Below are 23875 nucleotides of genomic sequence, written 5' to 3' on the forward strand. Positions count from 1 at the left end.
CAGCGATGCCTTACAGTAAATTCCATGCTTTCCTGCGTCAACATTGCGCGGCGTCACTGGACGGTCGTCAGGTTCATCTCCGCGTTCCGCACCTCTTGCTGCACTTTCTCCCAAAGATAGATTTCATTCCCGTCGGGGTCTTCGAGATGTACAAAGTTTCCGGGTTCGCTGCGAACGACGCTACCCTTTACTGTTACACCTTGGGATGCGAGGTGTGACACCGCCTTTTCGACTGGAATGTCGATGTCTAAACCGAGAAGGATAGAGCCTTTTGTGCCAGGGTGCGGATATTTAGGCGAAGCGGGGTGAATTCCGATGGTTAGCCCCTCGCCCGCGCTGACCGTCGCCCAATCATTTCCGAACCGGTTTGTGAGCTTAAGACCGAGAATTTCGGTATAAAACCGTATCGAGTCGTCCATGCTTGCCACTATGATGGTCGCATTGCCGCCTGAGATCATGACAAATTCCTCCTCACGAAATCATGGCGCATGCGGCCGAAACTGGAAAGGGCCACTCAGTGGGACCAGTTATGAGACGCTTCCTTGTTGTGCCAGAGATTGCTCTAGACCGGTCGGCTACGGCGTCGTTGCGACAGCAGATCCATACTCAGATCGCTGCAGCCGTCCGTCGAGGAACACTGCCCGATGGCGCTCTTCTACCCTCGTCCAGGCTACTGGCGAAGCTTCTGAAAGTGTCGAGGAACACGGTTGTAGATGCTTATGAGAAGTTGCTTGAGGATGGCCTCATCACCACTCGGGCAGGCAGCGGCATCAAGGTCAATCGCGCATGCTATGGTTTTGTCCCCAACTTTTGGCAGCTGCGAAGGACGGCCGGAGGGGCGCACTATCCGATCCGGACGATTTCTTCGAGGATCCTGACGGAACGGCCCTCTATTTGAATGCAATCCGGGGAGCTTGAATCCAGCACAGCTAGATAGTATTTCTGAGAAGTCGCGACATCGCTAAGTTGCTTGATCGAACGCCTAGGATCCAAACTATCTCCAATCCTTTTTCCTGATCGACAATCAACAGCCGGGAAAATCGGTAGTAGGCTTCGACGTATGAAGATGGTCTTCAAAGCTGCCATGTAACGGCTCGTGGCCTTCCTCGTTGGAGGACTCGGCACCAGGCATCGGCAACCTCAAAACTCACGACATTATAATGTTGCCATGGCCGAGATTCCGCTCTATGCAAAGGTTGAGGAAGTGATAGCCTCGGAAATTGCGCGTGGACACTTGAAACCCGCAGACCGTCTGCCGAGTGAAGACGAGCTTGTTGCCCGCTTTCAGGTCAGTCGCATCACCGTGCGAAGAGCGATCCAAAATCTCATAGCTCGGGGAGTAGTGGAAATACGAAGAGGTCATGGCACGTTTGTGCTGGCGCCAAGGATTACGCAGGAGCTGACACAGCTCACCGGATTCGTAGAGGATATGGACACCCACGGAAGAACAGCCTCAGCAAGCGTGTTGAGTCAAGGAATTGTCGCGGCGAACGAAACAGTGGCACGCCAGCTACGAATTAGCACAGGGACTCGTGTCACACGGATTGAGCGGGTGCGGTTTGCTGACTCCATTCCATTGTCCTTCGATGAGACATTTCTCCCGCTCGCCATCGGTCAAAAGGTGGTTCGCCACGACCTGCGGACAAACCCAATCTTCACCCTGTTGGAAAAGAAGTATGGACTTCCTTTGACTGATGCGGAATACAGGCTGGAAGCGGTTGCAGCTTCCGCATACATCGCGAAGGCACTTGGTATTCCCAAGGGCTCGCCTATCTTCAGGATCGAGCGAACTTCGTTTACGAATGGCAACGAGCCCGTGGACTACGAGATGCTCTCCTATCGCGGCGATCTTATTCAGTTTGTTACGCGGTTGGCGCGACGTTCAACTGCAGAAGAGACACCTCACAAGACGAAGCGGCCTGCTCGCAAGCGGTAAGCATCGATTGACCAGGGACCTGGACCTGCCAGGACGATTGCGACAATGCACGCGATGTAAAGCAAGTCACATTCATAGCCTGGGGGGCCGAATTGTGCCCGTCCATCCGTGACGCTTAATAGCTTTATGGAGCTGAAGCCATAGGGCAGATGTACGGTTACGATTGCCACGGCAAGGAGAATGATAGCCGGGATGCTGAACAGAGAAACGAACGCTCCCAAAAGAAAGGCCGCTCCCCCGAACAACTCAACGGCAATAGTAAGCCACGCCATGAAGTGGGGCGCGGGCACACCAGTCGCATGCAGGATTGCCGCAAAGGAAGCTGGCCCCTTGGACCATTTTGCGATTCCGTGCTCTAGAAAGCCATATCCGGCGATAAGGCGTAGCGGGAGGGCCACATAATTCGCAAAAGGCTTCTTCGGACAATTGCCGGGTAATGGAGCTTCATTAGCAGTTTTCATAGTCTTCCTCCCTTTAGCCCTTGATGATGACCATCCAGTTAAGATGAATCTTACGACAATAAGACGTTATAATGTCTAGGTGATTCAAGAAATATTTTCCAGATGTGTGATGGTTTGGTGAACGGTCCGACGTTCGCTGAGGCGCTCCGCTTCTGGTCGCGACTGGTATGGACAAGCTTTGGCGGAACAGCAGCCCATATCGCGATCATGCACGACGATCTGGTCGAGCAGAAGAAGTGGATCAGCAATGAAGACTTTCTACACGCTCTGAGTCACTGCATGCTTCTGCCCGGGCCAGAGGCACAGCAGCTTGCTATCTACATAGGCTGGAAGCTGCATGGAAAAAGGGGCGGCATTGCTGCCGGCTCGCTGTTTGTGCTTCCGTCGATGCTTGTCCTGCTTGCGCTCAGCATCGTTTACGTCCGCTACGGGCATCTGCCCTGGATCGCGGCGATGTTCGGCGGTTTGAAACCGGCGGTCGTGTCTCTTGTAATGCTGGCGCTGTTTCGGGTCGCGAAGCGTGCTCTTGTCAGAACCCTGCAATGGGTCGTCACTGGCAGCGCATTTGTCGCGCTGGCCTGGTTTCATGCCCCACTTCCGCTCGTCATGGTAGCAGCCATCGGGCTTGGATTGCTGGTGGGATGGAGGCGTCCCAGTTGGCTGATTGCTGAAAATTCAGTTCTGCGTACTCAAGAGAGAAGCGGCCGCATTCCATTGGAAGTGCGGAACATGATCGGATCAGCGCTGGTGGCCGTCGGAAGCGGTTTCGTCCTCTGGATGGTTCCGCTGATGCTTCTCAGTTTGCTTCGCCGTGACTTCAGCTTCTGGAAGCTCTTGTCATTGTTCTTCACGCGAACAGCCTTCGTGACGATAGGGGGCTCTTACACCGTCCTTCCCTACGTCGCTCGGCTGGCCGTAACCAAGTTCCACTGGCTGAACCATGCCCAGATGCTCGACGGCTTTGCTTTGGCGGAGACGACTCCAGGTCCGCTGATCATTGTTGTGGCATTCGTTGGCTTTATGGCGGGATTCAATCACTTTCACGGATCGATCTGGATGGGGACCGTGGCACTGCTTGTCACCACGTTTTACACGTTTCTGCCTTGCTTTGTGTTCGTATTCGCGGGTGCCCCTTTGATTGAGCAGACGCATGGAACCCGGACAGTAGAAGCAGCTCTAAAGCTGATTACCGCGGTTGTCGTTGCCGCAATCACGGAGTTGACGTTGTTCCTCGGCAAAGGAGTGCTCTTTCCTCACCTTCAGTCTGGGCTGTCTGGTCTTGATTGGATCTCTCTCCTATGGATACTGCTGTCTCTTGCGTGTCTGAATTTCGTAGGCCTGAAGGTAGGGGGGCTGATCATTTTGAGCCTGGCTATGGGTCTACTCCGATGGGCGGCTTCAATGCTGTGATGAAGCGGCTGCATTCCACCACATCTTCGTCCCGTCCATGCCAACAAGCGCATGCGTAAAGATCCGCAAAAAGGGTCGTAGTCCGCTGCTTTGCTTCTAATGAGCGGTAGCTGCGCGGAGTGCGGCCAGCGCGGAATCTGGCTGTGCTGTGAGAGGATTCCGATGGTCTGCGAGGTAGCGATGGACATCCGAAATCACCACGGAGCCCTCCCCGACGGCAGACGCAATGCGCTTCACGGAGTTGGCGCGCACATCCCCCACGGCGAACATGCCTGGGACACTGGTAGCGTAGGGAGTGCTTTCAAATCCATGTGGGCCGCCGGTGAGGATGAATCCCTTCTGGTCAAGCTTTACGGAGCCGAAGAGCCATCCTGAGTTCGGCTCAGCGCCGATCATGACGAAAACGCTCCTAATCGGCTTTGCCGTCCTGACACCTGTTTTGTGATGCACCCAGGTGACGGATTCAAGGGTGGATTTTCCTTCGAGCGTCTCAATCTCGGATTCAGTGTAGAGCGTGATGTGCGCAGAGCTCTCAATTCGCGAGATCAGATATTGCGACATGGTGCTCGCGAGCGATTGGCCGCGAACGATGTGGTGGACGTGCTTTGCGATGCCGGACAAAAAGACGGCTGCTTGACCTGCGGAATTTCCTCCTCCAACGACAATGACTTCTTGATCTCGACAGAGCAACGACTCCATTGCGGTTGCAGCGTAATAGAGACCCCGATTTTCGAATTGGCTGTAGTTGGGAACAGAAAGCTTGCGATACTGCGCGCCAGACGCTACTACAACAGATCGTGCATGTACCGGGATGCCGCCCGACAGCATGAGCTTGTGAATACCGTGGTGCTGATCGGCCGTCACTATCTCCCGGGAGATCGCGAAATGGACTCCGAACTTCAGTGCCTGAAGTTGTGCCCGGCTGGCGAGTTGCTGGCCGGAGACGCCAGTTGGAAAGCCCAGATAGTTCTCGATCTTTGAGCTGGTGCCCGCTTGTCCTCCGGGAGCAATGCCCTCAATAACGATGGTGCAGAGGCCTTCAGATGCTGCGTAGACTGCGGCTGCAAGTCCCGCAGGTCCTGCTCCAACGACGGCTACGTCGTAGGTAAGCGCCGCGTCTGGCAGTTCGGTGATGCCCAGTTCATCAGCAAGCTCCGCAATGCTTGGGCGAGGCAGGACGCGGCCGTCCGAAAGAGTGACGGCAGGCAGCGTCTCCTGAACGGCGGAGTCATCCGTCTCAGGCGTAACTTCGACAATTCTATGTGGATAACTATTGCGAACGAAGAAGCGCCGCAAGGTAGTCATCTGCGCATCTTCTGCTCGCCCCCGAAGCAGCACGCCGCTCGAAGCCTCACCAAGGATGCCGATACGGCGCCATATAGTCGCCTGCACGATCAAATTAGCGATGTCTCCTTCGGCGCGCATGAGGCGTTGCAGTGCTTCGCGTGATATGCGCAAGAGGCGGCTCTCGATGGCGGTCTGCGCTTCAACCACAGCCCTTTGAGAGTTGAGTAGATTGAATTCCCCACTGAAGTTTAACTCGCGATGACGAGCGAAGACCTTGGTTCCGCCGTTTGCAGATGGGAGCAAAACATCGATGCCGCCTTCGAGGACAACAAACATATCGGTTCGACGGTCACCATGGGTATAGAGGACCACCTTGGCAGGAAAAGCCTCTTCGCGGCCATAGGGGCGCAGCCTTTGGACCATTTCTTCAGTGAGCTTCGGAAAGGCAAGATCTCTCCGAAACTCAGCCGTGATTCCCTCCCGAGAGCTGGTCTCGTTCGATGGAGAGACGTGTCCTCCGTTAATCTCCGCGCCTGTTATTTCCATCTTTCAATGCCCCTGAATAGGAAGGAATGATCGCTCATCCCATCTCTACGACGATACCGAGGTCCCCGTTAGATCTGCAAGAGAGTCGACCAGAACCAGGATGAGCGCCGCTGCGTTCACTGGTTCCACTGTTTGGCCAGGGCAGGCCGGAGACGTTGGTGCAGCATGGCGATCTGCGGCAACTGCTTGAAGGTCAAGTCTTACCGGCAGCGGCCGAGGTCGTTGTAATCCAAATCGCCCTCTGCTCAAGAGATAGGATAGTGGCACGGTTGTTCTAGATCGTCGATCGGTCTCCCGTCGACCGGTCTTCCGTCGACGCTTGCTGAGTGGATCAATGATCCACAGAGCAAGCGGCGCGGACAAGATCTACTTTGAGCGGGGAGCCGGCTTCGAGGCGTCGGCAAATGCGTATGCGGTCACGGCAATCACAGCAGCGTTCTCTTGAAGATGCTGCCTGTCTACCTTGTCAAGGGTATCTGCTGCGGTGTGGTGATAGTTAAAGTAGGAACGTAAGTCTTGGATTGGCGCGAGGCTTGGCACGCCGGCAGCTATCATGGGCGCCAAATCTTCCGATGGTAGTTCGCTGATGGTCGTCAGCGAGCCAGCACCGATTGGCTTGAGCGCATCAGCTACCGGAGCAAGGAATGCCTCCAACGCCGGGTCGCTCAGATAAAGGCCGGTTGGGTGATCGCATCCAAGGTCGCTCTCCATCGCCGCGACATGATTACCGAACTCAACGGAGTGTTCCTTTCCGTATGTTGCAGCGCCGCTGGCGCCGAATTCCTCGTTCATCCAGGCGATGAACCGGATAGTACGCCGCGGGTGGATATTAAGTGCCTGCAGCAATTGGATCGTTTGCATTGCAGTCACAATCCCCGCTCCATCATCGGTAGCGCCGGTGCCCAGATCCCAGGAATCCAGATGACCCGAAACGATGACCATCTGCTCGGGGTTTTCTGACCCTTTCCAGTCCGCGATGACGTTATAACTTGTTTCCAGCGGCAGTGTTTGTGGCGTTAAGGTCAGATGTATGGTGATCGGCCCCTGCCGAGCCAGCCTGGCAAGGAGATCGGCATCTTCGGCTGTAACTGCAGCTGCAGGTATCTTCTCAACGCCTTCGGTGTACAGGAGGGTACCAGTGTGTGCCGTCCTAAGATCGGCACTCCCCAAGGAACGTACCAGCACTGCGATCGCCCCGAGTTTGGCGGCCACTGACGGGCCGACGACCCGGTAGGGAGCGGTTTGCAGGTAGGCTTGGATCCCTTGTCCCTGGGCGGTCATCGCTTTGTCAAAAGAGACATCGAACAATACGATCTTCCCCTTCACAGCTCCAGCCGGGAGCGCTCTGAGCTCGGCAAAAGAATGGACAACTATGACGGCCGCGGAAACTCCTGAGGGGGCAGTTGCCACAGAGTTCCCCAGGGCAGTTAAGACAATTTTCTGCGTGGCGCCAGAGACTTTGTTGGGCCAGTCTGTCAGGAAAGCAGTTTCTTCGCCACGCACCCAGTGAGGAACTGCGGTCTTCTCAAGCATCACGTCGGCGCCAAGCGCCCGCATCTGAGCCGCCACCCATTCAACGGCCGCGCTGGCCTGTGTCGAACCACTAAGCCGCGGTCCGATTGTGTCCGTCAGGTAGCTCAATCTGTCGTAGGCGAACGGGTCTCGCAGGGCCTCGTCACGCAGGCGATTCATGGTTGCGATCTGTTCCACGGTAAATGCTCCATGACCGGGCTCGGCCGCGGACACAATGCGATCCAGGACGGAGCCGGACGGCTGGGCCACGGGAGGGTTTTGAGCCCCCGCGAATGGAATTACACAGCTACCCGACAAAAGTAAAGCCGAGAAAAGTCGAGAAATCATCATGCTCCAAGTGAAGTGAATTTGGATGACGAGCTTTATCCCAAACACGCGTTGTCATCAATAAAACGCCTTGTTGTTGGGTGACTGCTCGAGCACCCCGTCAACCTAATCTGGTGAACAAAACCAGAGAACAAATCCAAGAGAACAAAATCAAGGAGAGTCACGCTCCCCGGCAAGAGGCCGTGCCGTGCAGCGGGGCTCCTTCTGCCTCCCTAGAGCTCATGGGCAGGGAATCCCCTCGAACTCGCTCATGGCTTTGCTCGAGTTGAGGCCGGAGCAATTCCGGTCGTCTCCGAGCTCCGGTCGGTCAGTGGTGTAAGCGCAAATGCCATTGCCTTCGGGAACTTCGTTGGTACCTCACATCCTTGCAATTGCTGGTTTGCGCCTCGCAACGAGAGGGTCGACCAGTTCGCCTTCATGGCGGCGAGTATCTTATCGTCGAGCGAGTCAAGGCGCGGCCGAATCGCTGTTTTGAGATCTAGAACCTCGGGAAACTGCGCCTGGCTCGTCTCGTGCCATTCCGCAAAGAGTTGATATTGCACCTGCTTAGAGGCTTCCATTTGAAGTCGAAAGAAATGCTGCACCCACTGCGGCGAAAGGCCGAGTTCTCTCGCCTTCACTGCCACGTCCGCGAGGATCTTTTGCTCTCGTTCGGGATCTTCGATAGAGGATTTAGTGTTCCACTTGCTCTTGGACACTTGCTCCATGTACGCCACGCGCTGCGCAATCAAGTCACACAAGGGCGCCAAGCGCCTTCCGCCCTCGAGGTCAGCAGAGGCCGGAAGCGCGGTTCCAGGCTGCCCGGCTACGGATGAGGGGCTTGTCTGGGACTGAGCAGACGTGGCGAATCCTGCGATCAACAGAAATGAGGTGCAAGTTAGGAGCGAGAGCGGCTTCGAGAGTCTCGACGGTGCGGCGGAGTTACGGCTTTTCAAAAGGCATCTTGCAAGGGTGCGCAGCCAAGGGCTTTGAGGAAGAGTATCTGTCTGCAGAGCTTCAACGAATAGACTCACTAATGTTCCTTTCGACTTCCGCGCGATCCTTGTGGCTCGAAGCGTCCTCAACGGGATCACGCTCTTCGGTTGATGTTAAAAGCTTTCTGGAAGCAGGTGTATAAGATGGAGATCTAACACCTGGTTACCGGGTTATAAGCAGTGTACGCAAAAGACGGATGTAATCAGCCCAAGAGGCCGCAGATCAGGCGTGGCTCGCAGTCTGAAGGACGCGCTCTATGGTCTTTGGGTTCTGACGTCTTTCTAAAGATTCAAACACACTTCTGAGCACCTATAAACCTACGACTGTGAAGTGCGTAAACTGTAGAGCTGAACCTGTATTTCTCTATAGGGGGTTAAGCGGGTTGCGGGCGTAGAGTACTTGTTACGAATGTATTTATCCTGTTACCACGACATGCTCTTTCTGATCCAAGCAACGGACGCTCAGCAACATACGATTCGTCCTCATCGGGATGTCCCATGCGTGTAGCTTTTTTGCAGTGGCCGGAGGGGCTGCTTCCAAAGACGAATACCTGGTCGTACCTAGCCGCCGATGTTGCGAGGTCGGAACCAGATATTCTAGTCACGAATGAGATGCCCTTCGGATCCTGGCTGGCGTCCTCCCCGAACTATAACGTTGAGCGCGCACAGGAAAGTGTCAGGATTCACGAAGAAGGCTTGGAAGCACTTCGCGCGCTCGAACTGCCACTCGTCATTTCGTCTCGCCCGGTGATTGCGTCTGACCGTCTGGCTAACGAGGCGTTTGTGCTGGAACGGGGCACTTATCGCTGCTTGCATCAGAAACACTTCTTTCCGGCGGAAGAGGGATGGTACGAAACACGTTGGTTTACCACGTCCACGCCTGGGTTTGATTCCATCGAGGCTGGCGGTCTGCGCATTGGTGCGCTGATTTGTACTGAGCTGATGTTCAACGAGAGAGCAAGGGGCTACGGCCGAGCCGGGGCGCATTTCATTGCCGTTCCCCGGGCAACCGGCCAGTCAATCGCCGAGTGGAAGACGGCTGGGGCAATGGCTGCCATTGTGTCGGGCTGCTACGTCGTTAGTTCAAATCGGGTTGGATCCGATTTTGGCGGTCCCATTTTCGGCGGCGGCGGTTATGCTTTTGCGCCGGACGGATCACTGCTGTGTGAGTCTACTGCGGGATCATCCATCGCCGTCTTCACTCTCGACAAGCAACCGGCCGAAGAGCAGAAGAGCCGCTATCCCATATACGTAGACGAACAACCGCCGATTTAGACGGCAGTTCCCGGGTGCGAGCCCTCAAGGGCGAAGGCTGGTGTTTTCAAGTGAAACGATGCGCCTCTACAATCATGATATTGAGGTCTCGGGATGGATAACCCGCCAATCAGCATCTTAAGCGTCGAAGACCACCCGGTTTTCCGGGAGGGCTTGAGCACGGTCATAGCTTCGCAGCCAGACATGGTCCTCGCGGCGCACGCGACCACTGCTGTTGAGGCACTGACGGAGTTCCGTCGTCTTCGCCCCGATGTGACTCTCATGGACCTCCGGCTTCCTGGCACAAATGGCATCGATGCACTGATTGCGATCCGGGGAGAATATCCCCAGGCGCGTATCGTCATGCTGACTACGTCGGACGGAGATGGAGAGATCCAGCGGGCAATGCGGGCCGGGGCGTGCGCCTACATCCTAAAGAGCATGCCGAAGAACGATTTGCTGGAGGTGATCCGTGCCGTGCACTCTGGCCGACGGTGTATGCCGCCTGAAGTCGCGGCGCGCCTCTCAGAGCACTACGGCGAAGACGATCTGACCGCCCGAGAGTTGCAGGTGCTCCGGCTGATTCGGGACGGCCAGCGCAACAAGCAGATTGCCGACCAACTCGCCATCGCTGAGACAACGGTCAACTTCCACATCAAGAATTTGGTGGACAAGCTGCAGGCAAATGATCGAACGCATGCTGTCACCATTGCCGTGCGACGGGGTCTACTCGAGATCTAACCATACTGTAGAAAACTACAGCATGCCAGCCACAGATTGAGACATTCCTTGAAATGCCTCCAGTGCGCTATCGTGAAACGCTGAAGCGAGTGTTTGTTGATGCGGATGCCTCCTAAATTTGGATGCTGGATGCTGCTGGTTGCCCAACAACGACGGGATTCGTCTATGGGAATCAGCTCGGTCCCCTTGTAGCTTGACTCAGGAATAGAGCGCTTAGAATCGCCAAGGTGGCCAAGTTGAAGACCTCGCGTTCGCTCCAACTATGCTTCTTACTCCTGTGGGCAAGTTACACCGCGTGGGCTGTCGATCCGAGCCGCTATATATCGCAATATGCACACTCCTCCTGGACTATCCAGGATGGGTCCTTCAGCGGCATACCGCATGCGATCACGCAGACCACAGATGGCTATCTGTGGATCGGAACCGAGGCCGGGCTGGTTCGCTTCGATGGGGTGCGGTTCGTCCCTTGGGTCGAGCCAGAAGGCGAGCACCTTCCGCAGGCCGCAATCTATTCTCTGCTAGGACCGGCTGACGGAGGCCTTTGGATCGGGACCGGCGTCGGCCTGGCTCACTGGAAGGACGGCGACCTGATCAATTATTCGTCCGTAGTCGGGCGGGTCAACTCCATCCAGGAGGACGAGCAGGGAACGGTGTGGATGGTACGTTCGCGAATCGGTTTGGGCCAAAGCGGCCCGCTTTGTGGAATCACGGGCAAGGACATCCACTGCTACGGCGCTGCTGATGGGCTGAAGTGCGCTCTTGGTTCCTCAGAGGTGGCAATCGATCGGCAGGCAAACGTGTGGGTCGGGAGTTCGGATGCGCTTTGCCGGTGGAGGCCGGGCTCCTCCAGCATCTATCTGCAACAGGAGCTGAAGGAGACAGAGGGTCTAGTTGGCGTATCTGCCCTCTCCATCGGCGATGACGGAGCCATATGGGCCGGGATCGCGCGCGCCGGAAAGAAATTCGGATTACGGCGTCTGATGAATGGAGTCTGGAAAAGCTATACGGTGCCCGGAATGGATGGCGCCAGGCTGGCCGTCAACACCCTGCTCCTGGATCGCAGCAATGCACTCTGGGTGGGAACTGTGAGTCAGGGGATCTATCGGGTCTACAAGGGGAAGGCAGATCACTTCAGTAGTTCGGATGGCCTATCAAGCGATGCGGTGCAGCGCTTCTTTCAGGACAAGGAAGGCGATATATGGGTGGTGACTTCCAAAGGCATTGATTGCTTTCGAGACCTTCGGGTGACGACCTTCTCGCTTCGTGAAGGGCTAACGGCAGACAGTGCCGGTTCCGTGTTGGCGGCTGAAGATGGCGCGTTATGGATCGGGAATCAGGGCGGTCTGGACATTCTGCGTCAAGGGGCTTTGGTGAGAATGAAGACGCATGATGGCTTGCCTGGCCAAGACATCACATCGTTGCTGGAAGACCATGCGGGCAGGATGTGGATAGGTGTCGATCGAGATCTGGCGGTCTACGATCACAAGCGATTTCGATTGATCAAGAGGGCGGACGGAAGCGGCGTGGGAGTGGTTGTCGCCATGACCGAGGACACTGAACACAACATTTGGGCGTCTGTGGTCGGGAACGATGCGGGCCTGTATCGCATCCGCGATTTCAACGTCATAGAAATACCCACTCCACCTCATACGTCGGCGCGTGCGCTAGCTCCGGATTTTCGCTCGGGCATATTGATGGGGCTGAGGGGTGGCGGTCTGGCGCGGTACGACGATGGCCGATTTGAATCATTCTCTTTCAACCAAGGTGCCGCTCAAGACCCGGTCTCGAACTTGTTAGTGGACCACGACGGTACGATCTGGGCGGCGACCGACCATGGCCTCCTCCGATGGAAGGAAGGGAATGTGGACACCTTAAACTCCCGGAATGGCTTGCCTTGCGATCCCATCTACGCGCTGGTCAGGGACAATCTGGGTTCTCTGTGGCTCTCCACCCGGTGTGGGTTCGTAGCGATCTCCGACTCTGAGCTGGGGAGGTGGCAGAAACAACCAGACAGCGCCGTGAAGGTGAAAACATACGACGCCCTCGATGGGGCCCAACCGGGTCATGCGTCCTTCCAGCCGGGAGTTTCCAAGTCGGCAGACGGACGCTTGTGGTTTGCAAATGACATTTTCGTACAGATGATCGATCCCGGTCATCTGGAGGTCAACGCCCTTGCGCCCCCGGTTCACATCGAAAAGATCGTAGCGGACAGAAGGAACTACTCGCCGGAGGATAAACTTCGGCTACCCGCGCTGACGCGTGATCTGGAAATCGACTACACAGCGCTGAGCTTTGTAGTCCCGCAGCAGGTCCGCTTCCGTTACAAACTGGAAGGTCGAGACAGCGACTGGCAGGATCCGATGACAAGGCGGCAGGCCTTTTACAATGATTTACGCCCCGGCAACTACCAGTTTCGCGTGATCGCCTGCAACAACGACGGCGTATGGAATGAAGAGGGCGCAACGCTCAGTTTCAGCATTGCACCAGCGTGGTATCAGACGACGTGGTTTCGGGTCTTTTTCTTCGCCGCCATCCTCGCTATGGCGTGGATCCTGTACCGTGTCCGAGTGCATCAAGTCGCAAAGGCCATTAGCGCTCGCTTTGATGATCGGTTGTCGGAACGAACGCGGATGGCAAGAGAGTTGCACGATACCTTCCTGCAAACGATACAAGGCAGCAAATTCGTGGTCGACGATGGACTCGAAGACCCATTGGACGCGGTGAAGATGCACCGCGCATTGGGGCAGGTCTCGGCTTGGCTGGAGCAGGCAATCGAGGAAGGCCGCGCAGCACTAAACTCGCTGCGATCCTCAACGATATTGAGGAACGACCTTGGACCCGCACTCAAGCGGGCCGCCGAAAGCGGGGTGGTCCCTGACGGCATGACCATCTCGGTTTCGGTGATTGGCGATGCACGCGAGTTGCATCCGATCGTTCGCGACGAGCTGTATCGAATCGGACACGAAGCGATTCAGAATGCAAAAGCCCACTCCCATGGAAGTTCTTTGGAAATTGACCTGGCGTACGACCATGATCTGGTGCTGCATATCCGAGACAACGGGGTGGGTATCGATCCAGGCTACGCGATGAACGGAAGAGAAGGCCACTTCGGCTTGCGGGGCATGCGCGAACGCGCCGCCCGCATTGGCGCAAGACTCACCATCCTGAGCTCCGCTGAATCAGGGACCGATATTTTAGTGGTCGTCGCGGGAAACGTGAGCTTTACACATCCCGAAACCGGCATATTCTCGAGGCTGCGGAATCTCTATCGCCGTGCCGCTCGACATCGGGACCCGTTGTAAGTTCCCTCGAATCGTCGATCGAACAATGAAAACGTACCTGTAGAGAATGCTAGGGCGATTTCCGTAGTTCTGAGGGTGTCGCGCACTCTGAGCTATCTCTATCCTGTCATTAGAAAGTCATAGATCAAACATCAGAAAGTCATAGATCGAAAGCCAGGCCAGATAAAGCACAGTAACTGGTGAGTTTGCGGCACATCATATCTCCTCATGGGAGAAAGTTGAGGCCCCTTATGCATGATCGGGAATCGAACTGGACTGGGCGGCAACTGGAAGGCACCGTTCTTCCTGACGACAATCTGATCATCCTGGCGGAGCGCGAACTGGCAGCCTTCGCTAGAGCGGTGAGAGAGCTGTTTGGACCGGAACAGGCAAGCCTGTCCGCTGCGGAGTGGATCGATGGATTGAAGTCAATGCATCTGCCGGCGAGACCAGAAGTTTCGGATCTTCGTCAGATTACGATTGCCGTATCTTCCAAGCTTGCTAGTCGAAAACTATTCTGAACTTCGCAAGAAGGCCCAAGCGGGAGAAGCCCTCGCTAGCGGAACGATCAATTGTGATGCCCTAAGAAGATCTCGCCGGAAGCGGATCGCAACTCAACGTCCGCCGGCGGGAGGCCTGATGTTGCCCGGCCGAGACTCACCCTCAAACCAATCACCCGGAGGCGCAATGGTTTCGATCAGCACTTTCGCAGAGAATCTCAAGACGGATATACCCCCGGTCATTGCGTCGGAGCCGGTCTTTGCGATAGGCAGGATGGTTGCCTTTATCTCCCACGATCTTCGTCAGCCTTTGACGGCCATCCTCGCAAACGCGGAGTTTCTCACCCGGCCTGATGCCAGTGAGAAGCAGAGGGTAGACTTTTTCCGAGAGATCCGTTGGGACATCGACCGGATCGATGCGCTACTTTCTTCGCTACTGGAATGTTCCAAGGGCCGCGACGCCCTGATGCCTGCAGCCAGGGATATCGTTCAAACGGTCGAGTGCGCAATCCGGATGACGAGCGTGAGGCACGAGTTCCGCCGCATCACTATCAAGCACTATCACAAAGGCAGGACCGTAGGGTGGTTCGATGCCAGCCGTATGCAACGCGTGATCGCCAATCTGACCTTGAACGCTTGTGAAGCGGTCGATTCCGGGTCGGGTAAAGTCGTCATCACTTCGGTTGGAAATCGAGACAGCTTGCAAATCAGGGTGTGGGACAACGGTCCTGGAATCTCGCCGGCGATCCGGGCTTCCATTCTTCAATGTTCTGTGAGCTACGGAAAGCCTGCGGGCAGCGGACTGGGCTTGATGATTGCTAAGAAGCTTGTCGAAGATCATGGCGGGACGATTCACCTCGACGAGAGATGCGCGACTGGAACTGCCTTCAAGGTCAAGATACCTTTTGCGATCCCCAGAAAACGATTACCTGCCCCGCACCCAAGCTCTCGTTGAACAGAAGAAGAGCCAGGGGCGGACGCTAACCTTGCCGAGAACGACGGGTAGACGCGGACGCGAAACCCGCCGAGCTTTTGCGCCGCGATCCGCGTCCGAAGCAGCTCGTTGCTGCCTGCGCGGCGAGAAGATGCAGTCAAGCTGTAGCAGCTATTCGTCTCGGGCAAGCAGCTCCGAAGCCGAGTGTGCGATGCGAGAGCCCTCCGGATCGGAAGCGGCATTCAGGGGAAGGAGAATTGCGGTTTGTTCCCGGCGGCAAAGAATGTTGCTTGCTATCAGGCGGCGCATGGTGGTGATTGCTGACGGGACACTACCGCAGTCCAGGCCGATCCAATTTGGATAGGTGTGGGTTGTAGTCCGAAGGGAGGTCGCCTCTTCGAGCGTCCGCTGAACGCGTTCCCGAACTTTCGTATTCTCCGTGACAGTTTCCCATCCAGGTTGAAGGAGTGGAGCTTCGCTGTCGAGCCGGTTGAAGAGGTTCGCTATGCCGAGCTGTTGAAGCCGTATCAAGTGGCCACTCCAATAGTGGGTGGTCTTCGCGATCACGGTGACTACATTCTTGATCTCCTTTTCCACTCGAAAGGCAGGGCCGGCGGGAAGTAAGATAACACCCTGTTCCAGGCGCACAGAGACATTCTCCATAGTGATCGCGCGCAGCAGCCACTCTGCCATGGTGGGATTGCGGCATTGGACGCGCACCCAGCCCGGTGACGACGGCGCTGCCTGCAGGCGAGCGGCAAGTCCAATGCCACGCACGATTTCGTCACAAATCTCAGCGTAACGGACGGGCTCTTGAAGGATTGACTCTGCCGTGCCGGGTTCCAGCAGCTTGCCTTTGTGCGGCGGGCCACCGGCCATCGCGAGGTCACAGAACCCGCCCCACATGCGGTCCCAGGCGACATTGCCCTCCGCGTCAAAAGCTAGTGGGGCCGAGCCCATCGAAATGGGCTGCACCTTGTCGGTACGGTCACGGTAAATGCCGGGCAGCAGTATAAGCAGCCGCTCTTCCGCCTCTTGGATCGCAGCGGTTTGCGTGCTGGTTTGAGTCATCGTGATATTGCTCCACGTACTCCGGAGAGGGTGTGATGCCGCAAGGGATCACTGCTTAGTAATGCGTTCACGCTTCAATCTCGACCACGACTTTTCCTGTTGTGCCAGCTTCCACGGCCGCGAAGGCTTCGTGAATCTGCGCCGAAGAAAAATGCCTTTCGTTAAGTAATGGAGTAAGATGGCCGGCATCGACAAGCGCTGCCGCATCCTTCAGGATCTCGCCATGATGAGGTCGCCCTTCACCGCTCAGCATTGGAAACAGCGTGAAGACACCTGAGTAGGTTGCCCCACGAAACGAAAGGGGCGCCAGCGAATGAGACCCCCACCCTAACGCGCTCAACACATGGCCGGTGTAGCGTTTCGCTACCTGAAAAGATGCATCCAGCGTTGCGCCACCCACGGTGTCATAAATGATGTCAAAGCCTGCTCCCCGGGTATACTTCTCCATGTATTCAGCGGGAGTCGCGAGCTGGTAATTGATGGGTGTCGCTCCCAGGTTGCGTACGATCGCGACTTTGTTTGCGGAGACAGTTGCAAAGACTTCCGCCCCCCTGGCTCGGGCGATCTGGATTGCGATATGCCCAATGCCTCCCGCCCCTGCGTGAATCAGCACGGTTTGGCCAGCCTGAACGTTTGCTCGATCTACCAACCCTTCCCAGGCGGTGATTGTCACCAGGGGCATGGCCGCAGCCTGGCGCATGGAGAGAGTTGCCGGCTTCAGTGCGAGCAGATCGGAATCCGCCACGATGAACTTCGCGAGGGTTCCTTGCAATCCGCCGACACCCCCTACCATGCCGTACACTTCATCTCCGGCTTTGAATTCTGTCACCTCGGCCCCGACGTCTTCCACTGTGCCGGCCATGTCCAGCCCCAGCACTGCCGGAAGGGATTGTTGGGCGTGGGCTGCTTTCACTCCACGAATCTTCGTATCGAGGGGATTGATCCCGCTGGCAGCGATTCTAACCAGCACCTGCCTGCCCTCTAACGAAGGCAGCGCACGCTCCTCCTCTATGAAGGCTCCGCCCGCTTCCGCCACCAGCCAAACCGTGTTCTTCATCCCATCTCCCTTTGATCTCCCTTTGATCAACCTTTGATCAATATGACATGCAGTGAGCACATTGCTATGACGTGCGGTGAGTTCATGGCTGAATGGTTAGTGGATCAAACCCCTTCTACTTGACTCGGTGCACCGTTGGGGAGAGGGACGAAATCATGGTCGGCGGCCGAAGCGAGTGTTACGACCGTCGACTGGATCTCAACCGCAACCCAGTCGACCGGTCCTTGACACTGCTACTTCTTACACGGCAACAGGGATATAGGGAAACGTCTTTCGTGGCTTCGACGTGACCGACTCCTTGCCGATTCCAAGCTTAATGGGAGTGTTCGCCGCGGTAGAGAACATCACGTTGGGTGCATTGTCCGTGAGAGATCGACCATTCCACTCGACGAAACCAAGCGATGCCTGTGTTCCGACAGTGTACGGGAGCATATTGGGGAGCAAGCGATGGGCGATCTTCTCCGCATAGGCGTGGGAATCTTCAGCCGTACCATAGGCGGCAACCACGGCGCTGATGGACTCGGTAACGTGAGATCCGTAGGTTGCGAAATCCTCGGAAGGATGTCCGGCGTTGAGGCGATTGCCAAAATCTTCGTCAAACTGGGCGAACAGGGGCGGCATCATCGGAAGTCCGACACGGTTGATCGAGCGCCATCCGCCTGCATCCGTTGCGAGTGTAGCGACTGCCCATACACCGATCTTCCGGTTGTCGCCTGCACCGGTGAGTAGTTCAGCATCAGGCACTTCCAACACGATGGCATGGACCGTATGACCAGCAAACAAGTTGTGCGCCTTGCTTGGGTCCCAGCCGGTAAGATCCACAGTGGTTCCATCCTCGAAGGCGTGTCCAACCGCATGGAGCACGTCCGGCTCAATCCAGAACGGGTCACCAGCATGACCGGCCCAGGCGCGCAAGCCCGACGGCGTGGTGACAGTCTCATCCGTCGTCCCTTGTGCCACGACCGTACCTGCCGCGTGCGGGTCGATTGCTTCTTTACCGTTAATGCGGCGAATGGTGTACTTCTGCTTGCCCTGGGCGTCGCGTTCCTCGAATGTAAGCCGGTAGGTGACCTCCTCAACAGCATCGCCGTTCAGATCGATCTTGAATTCGTACATGCCCTCGGGATGGTAACCGGGAATTGGAGGTTTTGCGATCGAGTGACAAACGTTGATCACAAACGCAGTGCCGGTCTCGCCGCGAAAGACGTACAGATCGGTGATGTCAAGACGAACGTCCTGGCGGGCGATTGGTGAGTCGAGGTGATGAGACATGTTTTCTCCCTTTGTGTTTGCTGAAAGCGATCGGCGGTCGCTTGGAATCGCCAGGGCCGAGGCGGTCCGCGGTAGGCTCATTCCCGCCACCACGACTGCGCCGCTAAATAAAACTTGCCGGCGAGATAGGTTGGTTATCTTGCTTCTCCTTGCCTCAGGGTTATCCGCTCTGTCGATTGATCGCATATAGGTATGGAGACCTCTTCGTTTCATCTGAACTATGTTCACACGTTGTTGCTAGACGACTCTGCTGCGTTGATCGCTTATGCGAATTGAAAGGTCCGGGGGATGTAGTTATTGAGCTCAGCCGTTATGGCAGCGGATGCTTGGTGCCTATCGTATGCCACATCACAAATGGCCCAGGATCATGGTAGCTTTGTTTCGTGTAGGAGGACACGTAAGGAACTACAGAAATTGACCTGCGATTTTCTACAGTTTGACTAAGAGCCAAAGCTAAGATTCACATTGGTTCGGTCGTGGCCGTGAAGGACTTACCCGCCATCTCTGCCGGTTTATATCTGCTGCTCACTGGCACTTACTGCAATGATCATAAGAGTGGCCAGCAATCTCGGCGAGGATCTAGAATAACTGGGATTTCGATTCCGGAGCAACGTTCTGGTTTGCTTGGATCTATTTCGCGATATTGGTAACAGTCAGTTTCGTTCTCAATTGACTTCCTATGAGACCTGACGGAGAGGCTACCTGTAGAAAATGTCAGGATTGCGACTATTGATCGTGATCTATCCCACACACGAATAAACACGATAGGCTATTCCCTGCGATTCCGGTCTTGAGCGGTGTAGTCTTTCCGGAGCGCCAACACTCGAAGCATTCCATTCGTATCTGGTCCCGCAGGAATATTGGAGCCAGTCCGCTCCGGAGAAAACTTGCAGTCGCAGCACCGAGGTGAATAACTTGCGGATTCCGCTCCTCATTCCCGCAATGTGCTTTTGGTTCTGCTGCTTCGTAAGCTCGGTCTGGGCGGTCGATCCGGGCCGGCACATCTCTCAGTACGGGCACACCGCGTGGAGAGTGCAGGACGGGTTTTTGAATGCGGGAGTATATACAATCACACAAACCGTCGATGGCTATATGTGGATTGGAACGCAGAATGGCCTGGTTCGCTTCGACGGAGTTCGCTTTGTTCCCTGGGTTCTACCGGCCGGCCAGCATCTGCCTTCCTCCATTATTACTTCTTTGCTCGGAGCGAGGGACGGAAGCTTATGGATCGGCACAACGTCCGGGCTCAGCCATTGGGTGAACCATAACTTGATGAATGTGGACTTGCCCGGAGTTGTTACCCAGATCCTCGAAGATAGGAACGGAACCATTTGGTTCAACTCCCGCGGAGATGGCGCTCTTCACGGGCCTCTTTGCCAGATCGTCGCAACCGGGTTCCGCTGTTATGGGAAGGCCGAAGGAATTCCGGCTTATGCCTCCGTGCTGGCCGAGGACTCCCAAGGAAATCTTTGGATCGGCGGGGCATCGGAGGTGGTTCGTTGGACCGCCGAGTCCCATAGCGTCTACACCACGAGGGGGCTGCGATCAAGCGAGGGGCAGTCCGGTGTGACGAGTCTCGTTGCCAGTCCCGACGGCTCGATATGGGCGGGAATGTCATTTGCCGGCCCTGACCCTAAATTGCAGCAACTCGTCCGAGGCGCCTGGAAAGCTTTTCAAGCGCCCCGGTTTGAAGGCGCTACGCTCCCGATCTCTGCACTTTTCTTAGACCGTCAAGGCTCGCTGTGGATCGGGGTCTATTCGCAGGGAATCTATCGTGTTCACGGCGAAAACGTGGACCATTTCCGGAGTGCTGATGGTTTGTCGGATGACTTCGTACAACATTTCTACGAGGATCGCGAAGGTAACTTGTGGGTTGGTAGCGACAAAGGAATTGACCTCTTCCACGACGTCCCCGTCGCCACCTTCGCTCCGCACCAGGCACTGGACGTTAGCGAAGTGGATTCCGTTCTTACCTCGCGGGATGGCACAGTCTGGGTAGGAAGCGACAGCGCATTGGAGGGGCTTCACGGCGACCAAGTCTCTTTGATACGAACCGGGAAAGGCCTGCCCGGCAATCAAGTCACATCTCTCTTCGAGGATCATGCCGGCCGATTGTGGGTTGGCATCGATGAAACGCTTTCTATCTGCACAAACGGAAAATTCTTCCAAATCAGGAGGGACGGTGGTGGTCCAGTCGGGTGGGTCTACGCTATCGCTGAAGATGCCGACAGAAACATCTGGGCCGAGACCTTAAACAAAGGCACCAAGAGTCTGCTGCGCATACGCAACTTCAGAGTTGTCGAGGAACTTCCCGCGCCGCAAACGCCTGCTGCCCGCAGTATTGCACCTGATCCGCAAGGTGGTATTTGGTTGGGCCTTCTGAATGGCGACCTAGCCAGGGTAAGGCGAGGGAGAACGGAGACGTTTCACTTCGAGCACAAACAAGACTCGCGCGTAGAACAAGTGACAGCGAATCCCGATGGTTCTGTATTGGGGGCAACGGAGTTCGGGCTCATCGGGTGGAAGGAGGGGAAGCGACAGAATCTTGCCACCAACAATGGCCTTCCCTGCGACTGGGTGCATGCGTTTGTTCCCGACGACCATGGCGCTCTCTGGCTGTATATGCAGTGCGGCCTGGTTGAGATTTCTGGCGCCGAGATGGAAAAGTGGTGGAAGCAACCCGACGGTCCGGTTCAGGTGAGGGTCTTTGACGTGTTCGATGGCGTCCGGCCGGGACGCAGCTCTCCCTTCGCCGCGGCGGGAAGAAGCGCGGATGGACGGATGTGGTTCGGGCATGGAGCCGTATTGCAGGTGATTGACCCAGCCCACTTAGCCTCCAATCCCTTCCCTCCGCCGGTTCACGTGGAAGAACTTGTTGCAGATCGGAAAGCTTACTCCCCCATCGACGGACTGCAGATACCGGCCCTTACTCGTGAACTGGAAATCGACTACACGGCGCTGAGCTTTGTCGTTCCGCAGAAGGTCCGATTCCGCTACAAACTGGAGGGGCATGATGCGGAGTGGCAAGAGCCGGGCACGCGGCGCCAGGCCTTTTATAACGATCTCGCTCCGGGGCGGTACCGGTTCAGGGTGATCGCGTGCAACAACGACGGTATCTGGAATGAAGACGGTGCAACCTTGAACCTCAGCGTCGCTCCCGCATGGTTTCAGACGAACTGGGTTCGAGCGCTTTGCGTTGCTTTCGTTCTCTGCACCACTTGGGTCTTCTACCGGCTCAGGACCCGGCAGATTGCAAGCGCCATTAGCGCTCGGTTTGACGAGCGGTTGTCAGAACGGACACGCATGGCAAGAGAGTTGCACGATACCTTCCTGCAAACGATACAAGGCAGCAAATTCGTGGTGGACGATGGACTGGAGGACCCATTGGACGCGGTGAAGATGCACCACGCATTAGGACAGGTTTCGGCTTGGCTGGAGCAGGCAATCGAGGAAGGCCGCGCAGCACTGAACTCGCTGCGGTCCTCAACGATACTGAAGAACGACCTTGGACCGGCGCTCAAGCGGGCCGCCGAAAGCGGGGTGGTCCCTGACGGCATGACCATCTCGGTTTCGGTGATTGGGGATGCGCGAGAGTTACATCCGATCGTTCGCGACGAATTGTATCGAATCGGACGCGAAGCGATTCAGAATGCAAAAGCCCACTCGCATGGGAGTTCTCTGGAAATTGACCTGACGTATGGCCAGGACCTGGCGCTTCATATCCGGGACAATGGGGTTGGTATCGATCCAGACTACGCGATGAACGGAAGAGAAGGCCACTTCGGCCTGCGGGGCATGCGCGAACGCGCCGCCCGCATCGGCGCAAGACTCACCATCCTGAACTCCGCTGAATCAGGGACCGATATTTTAGTGGTCGTCGCGGGAAACGTGAGCTTTACACATCCCGACACCGGCATGTTCTCGAGACTGCGGAGTCTCTATCGCCGCGCCGCTCGACATCGGGATCCGTCATAAAGTCCCCCTAGAGTTGTCGGTCGAAATGAACCCGAGAGATATCCATTCTGTAACGGCGAGGCGCTAGCAGGTTATACACTCTTAGGTCCTGATTTGACGCGGCTTCTGCGGCGTTCCTATACTTCTCTACAATCCAACTGCCGGTCCGGGGGGAGAAATTTGATGCTAAAGCGCTCGTTTCTACTCATTCTTTCGATGGTCACCGCCTCTACTTCCGGATATGCGCAAGAAGCATGGAAGGGTCATCAACCTACCCTGATCGCACAGCACAGCGGCACCACCCAGCTGCTGATTGCCGTCAGTCCGGTAAACTCCAAAGTCGTCTGGGCAGCCGGAGCTGGCGGAACGTACGTGGTTACGACCGATGGAGGTGCGACCTGGAAGTCCGGGGTCGTACCGGGGGCCGAAGGCCTGGAATTCCGCGACGTGCAAGGCGTGAGCGACCGGATCGCTTACCTGATGTCCATCGGGAACAATACTGGAGATTTTCGCATCTACAAGACGGAAGACGCTGGCTTGCATTGGACTATCCAGTTCAAGAATAAGAGGTCAATGCTTTCTATGACTGCTTTGCGTTCTGGACTCCGGAGCGTGGCATCACGCATAGCGATTCGGTGAACGGCGTCTTTCCCGACATTCGCACTACAAATGGCTCAACCTGGCACTCGATAGCCGGCAATATGCCACCCGCCTTAGCCGGCGAAGCTTCGTTCTCCTCGAGCGGAACCTGCATTGCTACACAGGGATGGCAAGACGCGTGGATTGCAACTGGGGGCTCAAGCATAGCCCGGATCCTGGCCACCCGGGATGGTGGCGACACCTGGAATGCGTATGACACTCCGCTCGTAAGCAATCCTAATGCGGGCGGTTTCTCGGTGGCGTTTCGAGATCCCTGGCATGGAATCGTGGGCGGAGGCGATTTGACCGGCAACAGTGCCGCCCAGGCCGCGACTTCGGAGAACGGCGGGCAAACCTGGACGCTTACCACCAAGCCTCCTATTCCCGGCGCCATCTTCGGTCTTGCGTATGTGAGTGGCCTTGAACATGAGAATGATTGGGGCCATCGCGACAACTGGGATAATCATGGCCACTCCGGCCATGAACACGACAGGAGCGTCGTGATTACGACCGAGACTCAGCCGAACTTCACCTCCGGCGAAGCCGCTTGGAGTCCCGATGAAGGACAAACCTGGTTCAAGCTGCCGGAGGTCAGCGGTTACTGGGCGGTCGCTTTTGCGAGTCCGAAAGCTGGATGGTTCGTCGGCAACAACGGCAAAATCCTTAAGATCAGCTTCTAAGCATCACCACGCGGGACC

The 23875-nt window shown here is 56.3% G+C and carries 20 protein-coding genes; 12 read left to right on the forward strand and 8 right to left on the reverse strand.

What is annotated here, in order from left to right; all coding sequences use genetic code 11:
• Positions 1-53 precede the first annotated feature (53 nt).
• Positions 54-458 carry a VOC family protein gene (locus ACPOL_RS11830; protein ID WP_114207247.1) on the reverse strand — a complete coding sequence of 135 codons (405 nt, stop codon included), beginning with the start codon at positions 456-458 and terminating at the stop codon, positions 54-56.
• Between the two features lie 71 nt (positions 459-529).
• Between ACPOL_RS11830 and ACPOL_RS11835 the strand changes: the two genes are divergently transcribed.
• Both ACPOL_RS11835 and ACPOL_RS11840 read left to right on the forward strand, forming a co-directional pair.
• A complete protein-coding gene (locus ACPOL_RS11835; protein WP_161557305.1) occupies positions 530-898 on the forward strand; it encodes a GntR family transcriptional regulator in 369 nt (122 codons plus the stop codon).
• Between the two features lie 270 nt (positions 899-1168).
• Entirely contained in the window at positions 1169-1936 is a 768-nt protein-coding gene (locus tag ACPOL_RS11840) for a GntR family transcriptional regulator (protein ID WP_114207249.1), read from the forward strand.
• On the opposite strand, the gene ACPOL_RS11845 is transcribed toward ACPOL_RS11840, so the two are convergent.
• Positions 1903-2397: a DoxX family protein gene (locus tag ACPOL_RS11845; RefSeq protein WP_114207250.1), complete on the reverse strand. Its 495-nt coding sequence runs from the start codon at positions 2395-2397 to the stop codon at positions 1903-1905. The two genes, ACPOL_RS11840 and ACPOL_RS11845, sit on opposite strands and share 34 nt — an antisense overlap.
• A 102-nt stretch (positions 2398-2499) precedes the next feature.
• Here ACPOL_RS11845 and chrA point away from each other — a divergent pair, with 102 nt between their 5' ends.
• Positions 2500-3807, forward strand: coding sequence for a chromate efflux transporter (chrA, locus tag ACPOL_RS11850; RefSeq protein WP_114207251.1), 1308 nt, complete (start codon positions 2500-2502; stop codon positions 3805-3807).
• A 96-nt stretch (positions 3808-3903) separates the two neighbouring features.
• On the opposite strand, the gene ACPOL_RS11855 is transcribed toward chrA, so the two are convergent.
• Positions 3904-5640 (reverse strand): FAD-dependent oxidoreductase, encoded by a 1737-nt coding sequence (locus ACPOL_RS11855; RefSeq protein ID WP_201759169.1) that lies wholly within the window; start codon positions 5638-5640, stop codon positions 3904-3906.
• Between the two features lie 72 nt (positions 5641-5712).
• On the opposite strand from ACPOL_RS11855, the gene ACPOL_RS36145 reads away from it, so the two are divergent.
• Positions 5713-5868 carry a CGNR zinc finger domain-containing protein gene (locus ACPOL_RS36145; RefSeq protein ID WP_114207252.1) on the forward strand — a complete coding sequence of 52 codons (156 nt, stop codon included), beginning with the start codon at positions 5713-5715 and terminating at the stop codon, positions 5866-5868.
• Positions 5869-6006: 138 nt separating this feature from the next.
• On the opposite strand, the gene ACPOL_RS11865 is transcribed toward ACPOL_RS36145, so the two are convergent.
• Entirely contained in the window at positions 6007-7350 is a 1344-nt protein-coding gene (locus tag ACPOL_RS11865; protein ID WP_236657419.1) for a M20/M25/M40 family metallo-hydrolase, read from the reverse strand.
• Positions 7351-7748: 398 nt separating this feature from the next.
• Positions 7749-8573 carry a gamma subclass chorismate mutase AroQ gene (aroQ, locus tag ACPOL_RS36150; RefSeq protein WP_414633343.1) on the reverse strand — a complete coding sequence of 275 codons (825 nt, stop codon included), beginning with the start codon at positions 8571-8573 and terminating at the stop codon, positions 7749-7751.
• Positions 8574-8972: 399 nt separating this feature from the next.
• On the opposite strand from aroQ, the gene ACPOL_RS11875 reads away from it, so the two are divergent.
• The 5 genes from ACPOL_RS11875 (at position 8973) to ACPOL_RS11895 (ending at position 15205) form a co-directional block, all read left to right on the forward strand.
• Positions 8973-9749, forward strand: coding sequence for a carbon-nitrogen hydrolase family protein (locus tag ACPOL_RS11875; protein WP_114207255.1), 777 nt, complete (start codon positions 8973-8975; stop codon positions 9747-9749).
• Between the two features lie 93 nt (positions 9750-9842).
• Positions 9843-10469 (forward strand): response regulator, encoded by a 627-nt coding sequence (locus ACPOL_RS11880; RefSeq protein WP_114207256.1) that lies wholly within the window; start codon positions 9843-9845, stop codon positions 10467-10469.
• Between the two features lie 227 nt (positions 10470-10696).
• Positions 10697-13771 carry a sensor histidine kinase gene (locus ACPOL_RS11885; protein ID WP_114207257.1) on the forward strand — a complete coding sequence of 1025 codons (3075 nt, stop codon included), beginning with the start codon at positions 10697-10699 and terminating at the stop codon, positions 13769-13771.
• Between the two features lie 230 nt (positions 13772-14001).
• Positions 14002-14271, forward strand: a complete 270-nt coding sequence (locus ACPOL_RS11890) for a hypothetical protein (protein ID WP_114207258.1) — start codon at positions 14002-14004, stop codon at positions 14269-14271.
• A gap of 166 nt (positions 14272-14437) precedes the next feature.
• The gene (locus tag ACPOL_RS11895) at positions 14438-15205 is read left to right on the forward strand and encodes a sensor histidine kinase (protein ID WP_161557307.1); all 768 of its coding nucleotides are present in this window, start codon (positions 14438-14440) and stop codon (positions 15203-15205) included.
• Positions 15206-15355: 150 nt separating this feature from the next.
• On the opposite strand, the gene ACPOL_RS11900 is transcribed toward ACPOL_RS11895, so the two are convergent.
• The 3 genes from ACPOL_RS11900 to ACPOL_RS11910 all read right to left on the reverse strand — a co-directional run bounded on the left by ACPOL_RS11900 (position 15356) and on the right by ACPOL_RS11910 (position 18584).
• Positions 15356-16255 (reverse strand): hypothetical protein, encoded by a 900-nt coding sequence (locus ACPOL_RS11900; protein ID WP_114207260.1) that lies wholly within the window; start codon positions 16253-16255, stop codon positions 15356-15358.
• Between the two features lie 67 nt (positions 16256-16322).
• Complete coding sequence (locus tag ACPOL_RS11905; RefSeq protein ID WP_114207261.1) at positions 16323-17312, reverse strand: zinc-dependent alcohol dehydrogenase family protein; 990 nt, start codon at positions 17310-17312, stop codon at positions 16323-16325.
• Positions 17313-17552: 240 nt separating this feature from the next.
• Entirely contained in the window at positions 17553-18584 is a 1032-nt protein-coding gene (locus ACPOL_RS11910; RefSeq protein ID WP_114207262.1) for a DUF4331 family protein, read from the reverse strand.
• Positions 18585-19490: 906 nt separating this feature from the next.
• Here ACPOL_RS11910 and ACPOL_RS11915 point away from each other — a divergent pair.
• From ACPOL_RS11915 to ACPOL_RS11925, 3 genes are all read left to right on the forward strand, one after another.
• A complete protein-coding gene (locus ACPOL_RS11915) occupies positions 19491-22559 on the forward strand; it encodes a sensor histidine kinase (RefSeq protein ID WP_114207263.1) in 3069 nt (1022 codons plus the stop codon).
• Between the two features lie 162 nt (positions 22560-22721).
• Positions 22722-23177, forward strand: coding sequence for a WD40/YVTN/BNR-like repeat-containing protein (locus ACPOL_RS11920; protein WP_114207264.1), 456 nt, complete (start codon positions 22722-22724; stop codon positions 23175-23177).
• Positions 23174-23857 (forward strand): beta propeller repeat protein, encoded by a 684-nt coding sequence (locus ACPOL_RS11925; RefSeq protein WP_114207265.1) that lies wholly within the window; start codon positions 23174-23176, stop codon positions 23855-23857. Before ACPOL_RS11920 ends, ACPOL_RS11925 begins: the two co-directional genes overlap by 4 nt.
• The last annotated feature ends 18 nt before the right edge of the window (positions 23858-23875 follow it).

The organism is Acidisarcina polymorpha, from assembly GCF_003330725.1.
GTDB classification, from domain to species: Bacteria; Acidobacteriota; Terriglobia; order Terriglobales; family Acidobacteriaceae; genus Acidisarcina; species Acidisarcina polymorpha.

What these genes read in the sequence shown, in the direction of transcription:
- ACPOL_RS11830 (WP_114207247.1), bottom strand. Translation starts at nt 458, where the DNA reads ATGATCTCAGGCGGCAATGCGACCATCATAGTGGCAAGCATGGACGAC.
- ACPOL_RS11835 (WP_161557305.1), top strand. Translation starts at nt 530, where the DNA reads ATGAGACGCTTCCTTGTTGTGCCAGAGATTGCTCTAGACCGGTCGGCT.
- ACPOL_RS11840 (WP_114207249.1), top strand. Translation starts at nt 1,169, where the DNA reads ATGGCCGAGATTCCGCTCTATGCAAAGGTTGAGGAAGTGATAGCCTCG.
- ACPOL_RS11845 (WP_114207250.1), bottom strand. Translation starts at nt 2,397, where the DNA reads ATGAAAACTGCTAATGAAGCTCCATTACCCGGCAATTGTCCGAAGAAG.
- chrA (WP_114207251.1), top strand. Translation starts at nt 2,500, where the DNA reads ATGTGTGATGGTTTGGTGAACGGTCCGACGTTCGCTGAGGCGCTCCGC.
- ACPOL_RS11855 (WP_201759169.1), bottom strand. Translation starts at nt 5,640, where the DNA reads ATGGAAATAACAGGCGCGGAGATTAACGGAGGACACGTCTCTCCATCG.
- ACPOL_RS11875 (WP_114207255.1), top strand. Translation starts at nt 8,973, where the DNA reads ATGCGTGTAGCTTTTTTGCAGTGGCCGGAGGGGCTGCTTCCAAAGACG.
- ACPOL_RS11880 (WP_114207256.1), top strand. Translation starts at nt 9,843, where the DNA reads ATGGATAACCCGCCAATCAGCATCTTAAGCGTCGAAGACCACCCGGTT.
- ACPOL_RS11890 (WP_114207258.1), top strand. Translation starts at nt 14,002, where the DNA reads ATGCATGATCGGGAATCGAACTGGACTGGGCGGCAACTGGAAGGCACC.
- ACPOL_RS11895 (WP_161557307.1), top strand. Translation starts at nt 14,438, where the DNA reads ATGGTTTCGATCAGCACTTTCGCAGAGAATCTCAAGACGGATATACCC.
- ACPOL_RS11900 (WP_114207260.1), bottom strand. Translation starts at nt 16,255, where the DNA reads ATGACTCAAACCAGCACGCAAACCGCTGCGATCCAAGAGGCGGAAGAG.
- ACPOL_RS11905 (WP_114207261.1), bottom strand. Translation starts at nt 17,312, where the DNA reads ATGAAGAACACGGTTTGGCTGGTGGCGGAAGCGGGCGGAGCCTTCATA.
- ACPOL_RS11910 (WP_114207262.1), bottom strand. Translation starts at nt 18,584, where the DNA reads ATGTCTCATCACCTCGACTCACCAATCGCCCGCCAGGACGTTCGTCTT.
- ACPOL_RS11920 (WP_114207264.1), top strand. Translation starts at nt 22,722, where the DNA reads ATGCTAAAGCGCTCGTTTCTACTCATTCTTTCGATGGTCACCGCCTCT.